The sequence below is a fragment of the Prauserella muralis genome (genome assembly GCF_003202285.1).
Lineage (GTDB): Bacteria > Actinomycetota > Actinomycetes > Mycobacteriales > Pseudonocardiaceae > Prauserella_B > Prauserella_B muralis.
Window position 1 is genome coordinate 334,294 of sequence record NZ_MASW01000007.1, and the last position, 12,874, is coordinate 347,167.

The 12,874-nt window shown below is 72.2% G+C and carries 17 protein-coding genes; 14 read left to right on the forward strand and 3 right to left on the reverse strand.

Annotated elements, in window-relative coordinates; all coding sequences use genetic code 11:
* Positions 1 to 5: 5 nt before the first annotated feature.
* The 6 genes from gvpO to BAY60_RS31185 are packed head-to-tail and all read left to right on the forward strand — an operon-like array spanning position 6 to position 2,333.
* Positions 6 to 326, forward strand: a complete 321-nt coding sequence (gvpO, locus tag BAY60_RS31160; protein WP_112284988.1) for a gas vesicle protein GvpO — start codon at positions 6 to 8, stop codon at positions 324 to 326.
* A complete protein-coding gene (locus BAY60_RS31165) occupies positions 323 to 676 on the forward strand; it encodes a gas vesicle protein (protein WP_112284989.1) in 354 nt (117 codons plus the stop codon). The genes gvpO and BAY60_RS31165 overlap by 4 nt, the downstream gene beginning before the upstream one ends.
* Positions 669 to 1,454: a GvpL/GvpF family gas vesicle protein gene (locus BAY60_RS31170; RefSeq protein WP_112284990.1), complete on the forward strand. Its 786-nt coding sequence runs from the start codon at positions 669 to 671 to the stop codon at positions 1,452 to 1,454. The genes BAY60_RS31165 and BAY60_RS31170 overlap by 8 nt, the downstream gene beginning before the upstream one ends.
* On the forward strand, positions 1,451 to 1,642 hold the full coding sequence (locus BAY60_RS31175; protein WP_211330531.1) for a gas vesicle protein: 192 nt from the start codon (positions 1,451 to 1,453) through the stop codon (positions 1,640 to 1,642). Before BAY60_RS31170 ends, BAY60_RS31175 begins: the two co-directional genes overlap by 4 nt.
* Entirely contained in the window at positions 1,635 to 1,949 is a 315-nt protein-coding gene (locus BAY60_RS31180) for a gas vesicle protein K (RefSeq protein WP_112284992.1), read from the forward strand. The genes BAY60_RS31175 and BAY60_RS31180 overlap by 8 nt, the downstream gene beginning before the upstream one ends.
* A 24-nt stretch (positions 1,950 to 1,973) precedes the next feature.
* A complete protein-coding gene (locus BAY60_RS31185) occupies positions 1,974 to 2,333 on the forward strand; it encodes a DUF6401 family natural product biosynthesis protein (protein WP_112284993.1) in 360 nt (119 codons plus the stop codon).
* 350 nt (positions 2,334 to 2,683) lie between these two features.
* Here the strand turns inward: BAY60_RS31185 and BAY60_RS31190 are convergent, their stop codons facing one another.
* Entirely contained in the window at positions 2,684 to 3,457 is a 774-nt protein-coding gene (locus tag BAY60_RS31190) for a mechanosensitive ion channel family protein (protein ID WP_112284994.1), read from the reverse strand.
* A 190-nt stretch (positions 3,458 to 3,647) separates the two neighbouring features.
* On the reverse strand, positions 3,648 to 4,514 hold the full coding sequence (mmuM, locus tag BAY60_RS31195; RefSeq protein ID WP_112285576.1) for a homocysteine S-methyltransferase: 867 nt from the start codon (positions 4,512 to 4,514) through the stop codon (positions 3,648 to 3,650).
* A gap of 119 nt (positions 4,515 to 4,633) precedes the next feature.
* Between mmuM and BAY60_RS31200 the strand changes: the two genes are divergently transcribed.
* The 8 genes from BAY60_RS31200 to BAY60_RS31235 all read left to right on the forward strand — a co-directional run bounded on the left by BAY60_RS31200 (position 4,634) and on the right by BAY60_RS31235 (position 12,539).
* Positions 4,634 to 5,758: a J domain-containing protein gene (locus BAY60_RS31200; RefSeq protein ID WP_112284995.1), complete on the forward strand. Its 1,125-nt coding sequence runs from the start codon at positions 4,634 to 4,636 to the stop codon at positions 5,756 to 5,758.
* A 39-nt stretch (positions 5,759 to 5,797) separates the two neighbouring features.
* Complete coding sequence (locus BAY60_RS31205) at positions 5,798 to 6,469, forward strand: DUF998 domain-containing protein (protein WP_112284996.1); 672 nt, start codon at positions 5,798 to 5,800, stop codon at positions 6,467 to 6,469.
* 67 nt (positions 6,470 to 6,536) lie between these two features.
* Entirely contained in the window at positions 6,537 to 7,298 is a 762-nt protein-coding gene (gene fabG, locus BAY60_RS31210; protein WP_112284997.1) for a 3-oxoacyl-ACP reductase FabG, read from the forward strand.
* Positions 7,295 to 7,756, forward strand: coding sequence for a MaoC family dehydratase (locus BAY60_RS31215; protein ID WP_112284998.1), 462 nt, complete (start codon positions 7,295 to 7,297; stop codon positions 7,754 to 7,756). Before fabG ends, BAY60_RS31215 begins: the two co-directional genes overlap by 4 nt.
* A gap of 93 nt (positions 7,757 to 7,849) precedes the next feature.
* Positions 7,850 to 8,872, forward strand: a complete 1,023-nt coding sequence (locus BAY60_RS31220; RefSeq protein WP_112284999.1) for a phosphotransferase family protein — start codon at positions 7,850 to 7,852, stop codon at positions 8,870 to 8,872.
* A 2-nt stretch (positions 8,873 to 8,874) separates the two neighbouring features.
* On the forward strand, positions 8,875 to 10,083 hold the full coding sequence (locus tag BAY60_RS31225) for an acyl-CoA dehydrogenase family protein (protein WP_112285000.1): 1,209 nt from the start codon (positions 8,875 to 8,877) through the stop codon (positions 10,081 to 10,083).
* Complete coding sequence (locus tag BAY60_RS31230) at positions 10,083 to 11,276, forward strand: acyl-CoA dehydrogenase family protein (protein ID WP_112285001.1); 1,194 nt, start codon at positions 10,083 to 10,085, stop codon at positions 11,274 to 11,276. The genes BAY60_RS31225 and BAY60_RS31230 overlap by 1 nt, the downstream gene beginning before the upstream one ends.
* Positions 11,277 to 11,417: 141 nt before the next feature.
* Entirely contained in the window at positions 11,418 to 12,539 is a 1,122-nt protein-coding gene (locus BAY60_RS31235; protein WP_112285002.1) for an acyl-CoA dehydrogenase family protein, read from the forward strand.
* A gap of 3 nt (positions 12,540 to 12,542) precedes the next feature.
* On the opposite strand, the gene cutA is transcribed toward BAY60_RS31235, so the two are convergent.
* Complete coding sequence (gene cutA / locus BAY60_RS31240) at positions 12,543 to 12,866, reverse strand: divalent-cation tolerance protein CutA (protein ID WP_112285003.1); 324 nt, start codon at positions 12,864 to 12,866, stop codon at positions 12,543 to 12,545.
* Positions 12,867 to 12,874: the final 8 nt, after the last annotated feature.

Consider the following 12,874-nt stretch of genomic DNA (forward strand, 5'->3'; position numbering starts at 1 on the left):
CACCCGTGGCGGACCAACAGCCGAAAACGCCGGACCGCGCCGCCGACGAGGCGGACCTGGCGGCCGCCGAGGCCGCGGAGCTGGCGCTGGAGCACATCGCCCGGCTGGCGGGCAAGCAGACCGTCGGAGCCGTGTCCGCCGAGCCCACCGACGACGGGTGGCGGGTCGAGATCGAGGTGGTCGAGGAGAGCCGCATCCCGTCGTCGGCGGACCTGCTGGCGCTGTACGAGGCGGATCTCGACCTGCGGGGCGAGCTGCTGGCCTACCGGCGGACGCGCCGCTACTCGCGGGGCAGCGGCGACCGCGCGAACGGGGGCGCACGATGACGGGACCCGTGCAGCCCGCGTCGTCCGTCAGCCCCATGCAGAGCTCCGGGGGCGGAGGCAACCACCAGCCGGCCAACCTCGGCGACATCCTGGAGCGGGTGCTCGACAAGGGCCTGGTCATCGCCGGGGACATCCAGGTCAACCTGCTCGACATCGAGCTGCTCACCATCAAGCTGCGGCTGGTGGTGGCCTCGCTGGAGACGGCGAAGGAGGTCGGCATCGACTGGTGGGAGCACGATCCGTGGCTCACCGGCGGCAACGACCAGCGGGAGCTCAAGCAGGAGAACCGGAGGCTGCGGGAACGGATCGAGCAGCTGGAGGCGCCGAAGGACGGCAAGCGCGATGGCTGAGGAACACCCGGAGCAGGCACTGTGGGTCTACGCCGTGACCACCGGACTCGCCGCCGAGCGGCTGGGCACCGACCGCGGTGTCGGTGGCGCGCCCGTGCGGCCGCTGACCGAGGGTGAGCTGACCGCGCTGGTCAGCCCGGTGGATCTCGCCGAGTTCGGTGAGGAGGCGCTGCGGCGCAACCTGGAGGACCTCGACTGGCTGGCCGCCACGGCACGCGCGCACGACACGGTGGTCACGGCCGCCGCACGGGCGGCCACGGCGGCCGTGCCGCTGCGGCTGGCCACCGTCTACCTGGGCGAGGACCGCGTGCGCGGGCTGCTCGCCGAACGGCGCGCCGACTTCACCGCCGCGCTGGAGCTGCTGGCCGGGCGCACCGAGTGGGGGGTGAAGGCCTACGCCGACCCGGACGCCCTCGCGGAGGATGCCGCCGCCCCTGCCGAGGGCTCCGGGCAGGGCGCCGGCACCGCGTACCTGCTGCGGCGCAAGGCGCAGCTGTCGGCACGTGAGGCGGCGCAGCGGGAGGCGGCCGCGCACGCCGAGCACCTGCACACCGCCCTGGCCCGGCTGGCCGTCTCCGCACGGCGGCATCCGCCGCAGGACCCGGCGCTGTCGCGGGAGCGCGGCTGGATGGTGCTCAACGGCGCCTACCTCGTCGACGACGACCGCGCCGAGGAGCTGGCCCGGCAGGTCGAGGCGCTGGCCGGGACCCGGCGCGGCGTCCGGCTGGAGCTGACCGGGCCGTGGCCGCCCTACTCGTTCGCGGGGGTGGTCCAGTGAGGGAGGTCGACGCGGCGCCCGAGCGCCGCATCTCGCTGGTCGACCTGCTCGACCGTGTGCTCGCGGGCGGGGTGGTGCTCTCCGGCGAGGTGACCCTATGCATCGCCGAGGTCGACCTGGTGCACGTCTCGCTGCGGGCACTCATCACCTCGGCGAGCACGCTGGAACGGGCGGCCGCCGATGGCTGAGCCCGAGCGCGGCCCCGTAGCCCGTCGCAATCCGCTGGCCGAGCGCATCGGCACCGACCCGGAGTCCGTGGAGAAGGGGCTGGCCGGGCTCGTGCTGACCATCGTCGAGCTGCTCCGCCAGCTCATGGAGCGCCAGGCGCTGCGCAGAGTCGAGGACGGTGGGCTGAGCGACGACCAGGTCGAGCGCATCGGTCTCACCCTCATGCGACTGGAGGAACGCATGGTCGAGCTGCGGGAACACTTCGGGCTGGAGCCGGAGGACCTCAACATCGACCTCGGACCGCTGGGCCCCCTTCTTTCCGAATGAAGGGTTTTCGTATGCTGTCCGGCGATGAGTTGGTTGCTGAGGGCGTGGCAGGAGTCCGCCGCGCGTCGTGAGCTGGCAGCACTGGCCGACAGGCTGGGCAGTGCGGGCCTGTCCCTCAGCGCGCTCGCACCCGGGCTGCTCGCCACCGTCGACCAGCACGCAGCCGCCGTCCGCGACATCCTCGCGCTGAGCGGCAGCCATGTCGGCCCCGTCGAGCTCGCCGGTTACGCCCGCGGCGTGCAGGACGGCTCGGGAACGAGCGCGGGATGGCGGCCGGAACCAGGCGACTGGGTCACCCTCCGCCTCGCCGCGGTGTGCCTGCTGGCCGCCGCGGGAACCGTGGTGGTCAACAGCGGGGACGTCGACCCGCTGCTGTTCTTCTAGCGCATCCTCAGCGCCGCCGCCGAGCCCAAGGTGACCTTCGGTACCTACCGGCCACCACCGAGCGAGCCCAAGGGCACCTTGGGCACGCATCGTGTACCCGCGGGCACCTTCGGCTCGCCCCCGGCACCGACCAACACCGGGAACCCACACGCACGCCCCGGGCCACCACCGAGCGAGCCCAAGGGCACCTTGGGTACGCATCGTGTACCCACGGGCACCTTCGGCTCGGTGCCGGGCGGTCGTATCCGGTGGCGGCTTGGCTGTCGGCTCGGTGCCGTAGCGTCCCCCGCGCGCGAAGCGGCGGCGGGGCACCGGCCGTGCTCCCGCCGCCGCTGTCCGTTGCCGGGTGCTTACCTCGGGTGGTCCTGCGGCGTCTGCTGCCCGACCGCCGGGGACTGGAACGGCTCGGTCTGCGCACGCATCGCGTCCTCACGGCCGCGCTGGTACGCCTGGGTCTGGCCCTTCGCGTTGGGCATCTCCTGCTCGGCGCGGCCCAGCCAGCGCTCCCAGCGCTGCTGCATCGGCCGCACCATGCCGCCGCCGACACCGACGACGAGCACGCCGCCGACGGTGGCCAGCACCGCCACGAGCACCGGCGTCGTCACCGTCGTGGCGACCCCGACCTGGTTCAGGGCGGCGATGACACCGAGTGCCACGATGAACACCTGCGCCAGCCGGGCCACGAAGTTGCCGTAGCTCAGCCCGCTCAGCGCACTGCCGAGCAGGTCACGCACCGCACCGGCGATGGCGGAGGCCACGACGATGATGATGACGGCCACGATGGCCCGCGGCAGCCACGCCACGATGGCTGTCAGCATGGCGCTGACCGGGTTGGGACCGAACACCCCGAACGCCAGCTGCAGCGCGATCAGCAGAACGGCGTAGTAGACGAGCGCGGCGATCAGGCCGCTCGCATCGTACTTGGACCGCTCGAGAGCCCGCTTGATCCCGCCCTTCTCGACGGCGCGCTCGAAACCCAGCCGGTGCAGCAGCATCGTGACGAGCTTGCGCAAGCCCTTCGCAATGAGCCAGCCGATGAGCAGGATCACCAGGAAGGCGGCGAACTTCGGCAGGAACGTGATGACCGACCGAAGCATGTCGTTGAAGGATTCCGTTATGTTCATCCGGCTTCCGTCCTTTCCGTGGCCGACTGGGCCGTTTCCGGTCGCACCAGACCGTGTGGACTGTCGCTGATGGACGGTCCACACGAAGCCCGGCTGCCGGACCACTGTTTCTGTGGCGTCGGAGTACCCGGAACCTGAGCGTCACATGCCTGTTATCGGTGCGCTGTTTCAGGCGGGAAATATCGCTCGTTCAGGGGAGCCTCAACGAGTGAGCCAGCGCGCCGATGTCGGCAGGCCCGACACGGCAGCAGCCGCCGAGCAACTCGGCTCCCTCGGCCCGCCAGCGCGCGACGTCCGCGGCGGCGAAGCGGGACCGTCCGATCCACGTGCGCCGCCGCGCGTCCCAGCTCTCGCCACTGTTCGGGTAGGCGACCACCGGTTTGCCGGTCACCTCCCGGGCGAGCGCGGCCGCCTCGGCGACCTCGCCGGGCGCGCAGCAGTTGACGCCGACGGCGAGCACGTCGTCGCGGCCGGCCGCGACGGAGAACGCGTCGGCGAGCGGCTGTCCCGCTCGCGTGCGGCCGCTCTCGACCGTGTACGACAGCCACGCGGGGACACCGAGGCCCGCCAGCGCATCGAGCATCGCCTCGGCCTCGTCGGCGTCGGGGATCGTCTCCAGGGCGACGACGTCCGGCCCCGCGGCGGCGAGCACCTCCAGCCGGGGCCGGTGGAACGCCACCAGTTCCCGCCTGCTCAGCCCGTAACGGCCGCGGTACTCCGAGCCGTCGGCGAGCATCGCGCCGTACGGCCCCACCGAGGCGGCGACCCACCGGCGCCGGGTACCGGGCACCCGGTCCCTGGCGCGCGCGGCGAGCTCCACGCTGCGGCGCAGCAGTGTCTCGGCCTCCGCCCTGCCGATTCCGGCGGCGGCGAAGCCGGGGAAACTGGCCTGATAGCTCGCGGTGATGGCGACGTCGGCCCCGGCACGGTAGAACGCCTCGTGCGCGGCCACGATCTCGTCCGGTGCGTCGGCGAGCAGGCGGGCCGACCACAGCGCGTCCGACAGGTCGTGCCCGCGCGCTTCGAGTTCGGTCGCCAGACCACCGTCCAGGACCATCGGACCGTCCAGCCGCACGCGTTCAGCCTACGGGGTGGTGCTCGTCAATATGGCGGCGGCCGGTGCGCGGATCCCCGCGCCCACGCCATATCGTGTGCGCTGCCAAGGAGGTGCGGCCCGTGCACGATGTCGACTACTACGAGCTCCTCGGCGTGCGTCCCGACGCCACGCCCGCGGAGATCAAGTCGGCGTATCGCGCGCTCGCGCGGTCGATGCATCCCGACACCGGCGGCACGACGGGAACTTTCCGCCTGCTGCGCGAGGCCTACGAAACACTCACCGATCCGGTGCGGCGCGCGGAGTACGACCGTGACGACGAGCCCACCGAGACGCTGCCGGTCGCCACGGCCACCCGGCCCCGGCCGCAGTGGCGCCCCCGGTCCCGGCCACGCCGCTTCGGGGAGGACCCGGACTTCGTGCCGCCCGCGCCCCGGCTGGATGTCGAGGCGATCCCGTGGTGGCACACGGTGGACGCGGTCACCCGCGTGCACTACGCGCGGCCCGGCTCGCCGGGGCATGCGCCCACCGTGGCGGCCGTGGGTGCGCTGCTGGCGCTCGCGCTGCCGGTGCTGCTCGCGCCGTCGGCCTTCTCCACGCCGGTGCTCGTCACCTGGCTGGTCGTGCTCGCCGCCGCGGGCTGCGTCGCGGTGCTGCTCGGCCGCAGGTACCTGGCGACCCTGCGCACGGTGCGGGCGTTTCGCAGCGAGTTCGGCGGGCGCACGGTGTTCGGCCGACCCGGCGCCGATCCGGACCAGGTCGGTGAACGGCTCACGGCCGACCTGCTCTCCCGTTACCTCACGCGGCTGCCCGGCGCGCGGATCTTCCACGGGCTCTCCTGGCCCGACTCGGTGTTCGCCGACGTCGACCACGCGGTGCTGTGCGGCAGACGGCTGGTGCTGGTGGAGTCGAAGCTGTGGCTGCCGGGGCACTACAGCACCGGTGACGGGGTGCTGCTGCGCAACGGCAGGCGCTTCCGCGGTGGCGGCAGCAGGCTGCCGGACAGCGTCGAGGCGTTCCGGGCGCTCCTGCCCGATGTCGAGGTACGCGGCGCCCTCGTCGTGTACCCGAGCCGGGCGGGCGCGCTCAGCACCGAGCCGGAGCCGCAGGGGACGGCGCCGCCGATGACGCCGGAGCAGTTCGTGCACGAGATCGGCGCGTGGCTGGCCGCCGATCCGTCCACTGTAGATCGCGAGGTGTTCAGGACGGTGCTCGCCAGGGTCGCGGGCTCCGCCGACCGGCGCTGATCACACCCGGTTCACGCGGGTTGTGGCTCAATGTCGGGCATGGCGGACACATCTGCACCGAGCAGCCCGGCCCTGCCCGTGGTCGGCGTCACGTCCTTGCTCACCGGCTCCCTGCTCATGGGGCTGCTGCATCTGCTGCCCTCCAGTGACGGCATCGACCCCGTCCGCAGGACCATCAGCGAGTACGCGCTCGGACCCGACAGGTGGCTGTTCGACGTCGCGGTGCTGCTGGTCGCGGCCGGGTCGGCGGCGGTGTTCGGCACGCTCGTCCGGCAGGGCCGGGTACGCGCGCTGTCGGCGACGACCGTGCTGGGCGCGGCGTGGGTGCTCGGCCTGCTCACGGTGATGGTGTTTCCCAAGACGGACTGGTCGGTGGGCCCCAGCCTCGCCGGGACGATCCACCGCTACGCCAGCATCGTGGCGTTCGTCTGCCTGCCGCTGGCGGTGCTGGCGGCGGCACGGGCCAGCTTCCCCTCGTCGGCGCCGCTGCGCTGGCTGGCGCGCCTGCTGGCACTGACGTCGCTGGCGTGGTTCGGGGTGATCCTCACGGCGGTGGGCCTCATGCTCGCGGGCGGCGAGGCCTGGTGGCGGGCCATCCCGCTCGGGCTCGTGGAGCGCTTGATGGCGCTCAACGAGGTCGTCGCCGTCCTGTTCCTCGGCGTGGGCCTGCTGCGCTCGCCCGCGCCTCAGCACAGCCTCGCCACCACCTGACGCCATCTCGTCCGGGACATCCTCTGGTAGGTTGCTAAGCGCACGCTTACTCGATGAGGAGGATGAAGTGACCGAGTCCGCTTCCCGTGTCGCGATCGTCACCGGGGCAGGCCGCGGCATCGGCGCCGCCGTCGCCAGGCGCCTCGCGCGTGACGGGTTCGCCGTCGCCCTGCTCGACCTCGACGAGGCGGGCGCCAAGGCAGGCGCCGAAGCCATCACCGCCGACGGTGGCCGCGCGATCGGCCTCAGCGTGGACGTCAGCGATGCCGACGCCGTCGACTCCGCCGTGAGTGCCGTGGCCGAGCAGCTCGGGCCGCCCACCGTGCTCGTCAACAACGCCGGCATCACCAGGGACAACCTGCTGTTCAAGATGAGCGAGTCCGACTGGGACTCGGTGATGAACGTGCACCTGCGGGGTTCGTTCCTGATGAGCCGCGCGACGCAGAAGCACATGACCGAGCAGGGCTGGGGCCGCATCGTCAACCTTTCCAGCACCTCCGCCCTCGGCAACCGCGGCCAGGCGAACTACTCCACCGCCAAGGCCGGCCTGCAGGGCTTCACCAAGACCCTGGCCATCGAGCTCGGCAAGTTCGGCGTCACGGTCAACGCGATCGCGCCGGGGTTCATCGAGACCGAGATGACCGCGGCCACCGCCGAGCGCGTCGGCATGAACTTCGACGACTTCAAAGCCGCCGCCGCGGCCGAGATCCCGGTGCGCAGGGTGGGCCAGCCCGACGACATCGCCAACGTGGTCTCGTTCCTGGTCGGCGACGAGTCGTCGTTCGTGTCCGGCCAGGTCGTCTACGTGGCGGGCGGGCCGAAGGCATGAGCGGCGTGCGCGTGTTCGGCAGCCTCGACGAGTTCACCGGCGCCGCGGGCGAGCGGCTGGGCCAGAGCGACTGGCACACGGTGACCCAGGAGCAGGTGAACCTGTTCGCCGACGCCACCGGCGACCACCAGTGGATCCACGTCGATCCGCAGCGCGCCGCCGAGGGTCCCTTCGGTGCCCCCATCGCCCACGGCTACCTCACCCTGTCGCTGATCCCGATGTTCGGCCAGCAGGTCTACCGCGTCGAGGGCCTGCGCATGGGCATCAACTACGGCCTCAACAAGGTGCGCTTCCCGCAGGTGGTTCCGGTCGGCTCCAAGATCAGGGCGACCGCGGAACTGGCCGAGGTCACTCCGTCGGAGCAGGGCGTGCGGGCCGTCGTGCGGTGGACGATCGAGATCGACGGCCAGAGCAAACCCGCGTGCGTGGCCGAGACGGTCGCGGTCCTGGTTCCCTAGACCCGTGCGCCGGGCGCGCCGCCGTCGCACGGAGCGGCGTCTCGACATACCGACCGGTCGGTACCGCCGGTCTCACGCGACAAGGAGGTCACCGTGAGTGATCAGGATCCACCGGGGCTCGACCTGGCGCGGTTGCGCGCCCATCTCGACCGGGAGCGGCCCGGCCTCGTCACCGGGCCGCTCACCGCCGAGGTCGTCCAGGGCGGCCGGTCGAACCTGACCTACGTCGTCAGCGACGGCACCGGACGGTGGGTGGTGCGCCGCCCTCCGCTGGGACACGTCCTGCCAACGGCGCACGACATGGGTCGTGAGCACCGCGTGATCAGCGCGCTCGGCCCCACTCCCGTGCCGGTGCCGCGGACGCTGCTGCTGTGCCAGGACCCCGACGTGCTGGGCGCGCCGTTCTACGTGATGGAGTTCGTCGAGGGCACTCCGTACCGCGGCAAGGAGGAGCTGGAGCGGCTGGGCGCCGAGCGCACCCGCGCCATCGCCGACTCGCTCATCGACACGCTCGTCGACCTGCACGCGGTGAACCCGGCCGAGGCCGGGCTGGCCGACTTCGGCAGGCCGGAGGGCTTTCTGGAGCGGCAACTGCGGCGGTGGAAGAAGCAGCTCGACGCCTCCCGCAGCCGCGACCTTCCCGGCATCGACGAGCTGCACGAGCGGCTCGCCGGGCGGCTGCCCGCCTCCCCCGAGCCGACGATCGTGCACGGCGACTACCGGCTCGACAACGTGCTCGTCGGCACCGACGACGAGATCAAGGCCGTGCTCGACTGGGAGATGTCCACGCTGGGCGACCCGCTCACCGACATCGCCCTCATGGTGGCCTACGCCGAGCGCTCGACACTCGACCTGAGCTTCGTCAGCAACGTCAGCGCCGCACCGGGCTACCCGGGCACCGACGAGGTCGTCGCCCGCTACGCCGAGCGCTCCGGGCGGGACGTGTCGGGCCTGAGCTGGTACGTCGGCTTCGCGTTCTTCAAGCTCGCCGTGATCTTGGAGGGCATCTACTACCGCTTCAGCCACGGCCAGACGGTCGGGGAAGGCTTCGACAGGATCGGCTCCGGCGTCGCGCCGCTGGTGGCGCACGGCAACGCCGCGCTCAAGGAGGACTAGTCATGGACTTCGCGTTCGATGCCAGGACCGAACAGCTGCGCGAGCAGTTGCTGGCGTTCATGGAATCCCACATCTACCCCGCCGAACCGGTGTTCACCGAGCAGCTGGCACAGCGGGACGACCCCTGGACGAGCGTCCCGGTCGTCGAGGAGCTCAAGGCCGAGGCCCGCAAGCGCGGGCTGTGGAACTTCTTCCTGCCCGGAGAGCACGGGTCCGGGCTGACCAACCTGCAGTACGCGCCGCTGGCCGAGATCACCGGCCGCAGCCCGCACCTGGCTCCGGTGGCACTGAACTGCGCCGCGCCGGACACCGGCAACATGGAGGTGCTGGCGATGTTCGGCACCGAGCAGCAGCGCAAGGAGTGGCTGCGGCCGTTGCTGGACGGCGAGATCCGCTCGGCGTTCGCGATGACCGAGCCGGACGTGGCCTCCTCCGACGCCCGCAACATCGCCACCCGCATCGAACGCGACGGCGACAGCTACGTCATCAACGGCCGCAAGTGGTACATCTCCGGCGCGATGAACCCGGACTGCCGGATCTTCATCGTCATGGGCAAGACCGACCCCGACGCCGAGCCGCACCGCCAGCAGAGCATGGTGCTCGTGCCCAGGGACACGCCGGGCATGACGGTCAGGCGGGGCATGCACGTGTTCGGCTACACCGACGGCGACCACGGCGGGCACGCCGAGGTCGTGTTCGACGACGTGCGGGTGCCCGCCGAGAACCTCATCGGCGAGGAGGGCGGCGGATTCGGGATCGCGCAGGCCCGGCTGGGCCCCGGCCGCATCCACCACTGCATGCGGCTGATCGGCATGGCCGAGCGCGCCATCGAGCTGATGTGCCGCAGGGCCACGTCGCGCGTGGCGTTCGGCAAGCCGCTCGCCGACCAGGGTGTGGTGCAGGACTGGATCGCCGAGGCGCGGGTGCGCGTCGAGCAGCTGCGGCTGCTGGTGCTCAAGACCGCGTGGCTGATGGACACCGTCGGCAACCGGGGCGCCCACACCGAGATCCAGGCCATCAAGATCGCCACTCCCGCCGCGGTGGAGTGGATTCTCGACAAGGCGATCCAGACACACGGCGCGGGTGGCGTGAGCCAGGACTTCCCGCTCGCCGAGCTGTGGGCCGCCGCCCGGATGCTGCGCCTCGCCGACGGGCCGGACGAGGTGCACAAGCAGTCACTGGCCCGCCGTGAGCTGAAGAGGTACCGCTGATGAGCGAGTCCACTGTGGATGCCGAGGGGCTGCGGGCGCGGGTGCGCGACCTGCTGGCCGAACACGACCCGGCGACGACCGGCCGGCTGGAGTTCCTGCGTGCCCGGTTCGACGCCGGGCTGGCGTGGGTGCACTACCCCGCCGGGCTCGGCGGGCTGAACGCGCCCCGCGAGCTGCAGGGTGTCGTGGACGCCGAACTGGCCGCGGCGGGCGCGCCGGACAACAACCCGCGCCGCATCGGCATCGGGCTCGGCATGGCGGCGCCGACGATCCTGCGGTTCGGCAGCGAGGAGAACAAGAAGCGCTTCCTGCGTCCACTCTGGACCGGCGAGGAGGTGTGGTGCCAGCTCTTCAGCGAGCCCGGCGCGGGCTCCGACCTCGCCGCGCTGGCCACCCGCGCGGTGCGCGACGGCGACGACTGGGTGGTCACCGGGCAGAAGGTGTGGACCTCCAGCGCGCACACCGCACGCTGGGCGATCCTGGTGACCCGCACCGACCCGGACGTGCCGAAGCACAAGGGCATGACGTACTTCGTGTGCGACATGACGGCGCCGGGCGTGGAGGTCCGGCCGCTGCGCCAGATCACCGGCGAGGCGGAGTTCAACGAAGTGTTCCTCACCGACGTGCGCATCCCCGACGCGCACCGGCTCGGCGAGGTGGGCGAGGGCTGGCAGGTCGCGCAGACGACGCTGATGAACGAGCGGGTCGCCATCGGCGGCAACGCCATCCCGCGGGAGGGTGGCATGGTCGGCAAGGTGGCCGCCACCTGGCGCGAGCACCCGGAGCTGCGCACGCCGGAGTTGCGGGACCGGCTGCTGCGGCTGTGGGCCGAGGCCGAGGCGTTCCGCCTGGCCGGTACGCGGCTGCGCCAGCAGCTCGCCGTCGGCCAGCCGGGGCCGGAGGGCTCCGGGATGAAGCTGGCCTTCGCGCGGCTGTCGCAGGCGTTGTCCGGGCTGGAGGTCGAGCTGCTCGGCGAGCAGGGCCTGCGCTACGACGACTGGACGCTGCGGCGGCCGGAGCTGGTCGACTTCACCGGCCGCGAGGCGGGCTACCGGTACCTGCGTGCGAAGGGCAACTCCATCGAGGGCGGGACCTCGGAGATCCTGCGCAACATCATCGCCGAGCGGGTTCTCGGGCTGCCGTCCGAACCGCGGGTGGACAAGGACGTCGCCTGGAAGGACCTGCCCCGATGAACGCACCGCGCGGCGGAAAGCTCCCCAATGCCACATTCGTAGCGTCCAACGCCACCAATGCGGCATTGGTAGCGCCCAGCGCTACCAATGCCGCATTGGGGAGCTTTGGACCCGCCGGCCAGCACAGGAGGGCCTGACCCGATGAGCACTGCTCCGAACCTGTTGTACTCCGATGTCGAGAACGACCTGCGGGCCAGTGTCCGCGACCTGCTGACCGACAGCTGCGAGCCCTCGGCACTGCTGGCCAGGGTGGAGAGCACCGAGCCGTACGACGCGAAGCTGTGGCGCACGCTGGGAGCCGAGCTGGGCCTTGCGGGGCTGCACGTGCCGGAGGAGCTGGGCGGCCAGGGCGCCTCGGCCAGGGAGACCGCGCTGGTGCTGGAGGAGCTGGGCCGCAGCGTGGCACCCGTGCCGTACCTGGGCAGCGCCGTGCTCGCCACCACGGCGCTGCTCGGCGCCGACACGGCCGCCGAGCCGGTGGCGGAGCTGCTGCGGCGGCTGGCCTCCGGCGAGACGACCGGTGCGCTGGCCGTGCCGCTGTCGGCGGTGCCCGGGGCGGCGTTCCCCTCTTCGGTCACCGCCGCCGGCGACGGCACCCTCCGCGGCACGGTGAGCACGGTGGCCGACGCCTCCGCCGCCGACGTGCTGGTGGTGCCCGCGACCGGACCGGACGGCCCGGCGCTGTACACCGTGGACACCACGGCCGCGGGGGTGACGGTCGACGAGGCGGTGCCGCTGGATCTGACCCGCCGCATCGCCGACGTGACCTTCACCGACGCGCCCGCGCAGCGGCTGGCCGGTTCCGCGCGGGACGCGCTGGACCGCGCGCTGCTCACCGGTGCGGGGCTGCTCGCCTCGGAGCAGCTCGGCGTGGCGCAGTGGTGCCTCGACGAGACGGTGGCCTACGTCAGGGGCCGGTACCAGTTCGGCCGCCCGGTGGGCTCGTTCCAGGCGCTCAAGCACCGGATCGCGGACGTGTGGCTGGAGCTGGTGGCCGCCCGCGCGGCCGCCCGGTATGCCGCCGACGCGCTGGCCGCGGACAGCGACGACACGGGCGTGGCGGTGGCCGTGGCCCAGTCGTACTGCGCACCGGTGGCCGTGCACGCCGCCGAGGAGTGCGTCCAGCTGCACGGCGGGATCGGTATGACGTGGGAGCACCCCGCGCACCTGTACCTCAAGCGCGCCAAAGCCGACGAGATCGCGCTCGGCACGCCCGGCAGGCACCGGGACGTGCTGGGCGGGCTGGTGGACCTGCCCGCGTGAGGGTCACCCCCTGGTCTCGGTGACGAGCCAGGACAGGTACTCGGCGTGCCCGGCGGTGATCGGCGTGACGATCACCTCGGGCACGTCGTAGGTGTGCTGTTCGGTGAGGTGCTCGACGAGTGTCTGCGCCCGGTCGGCTGCGGTCTTGACCTCGACCCGCCATTCCTTGGCGGTCTCCACGGCGCCTTCCCAGCGGAAGACGCTCGTGATGGGGCCGACGATCTGGGCGCACGCGCCGAGTCGGGTGTCGATGGCGCTCGCGGCGAGCTTGCGCGCGGCGTCCTCGGAGTCCGTTGTCGTCGCGACGATGACGTGGTCGGTCGGCATGGCCTCCA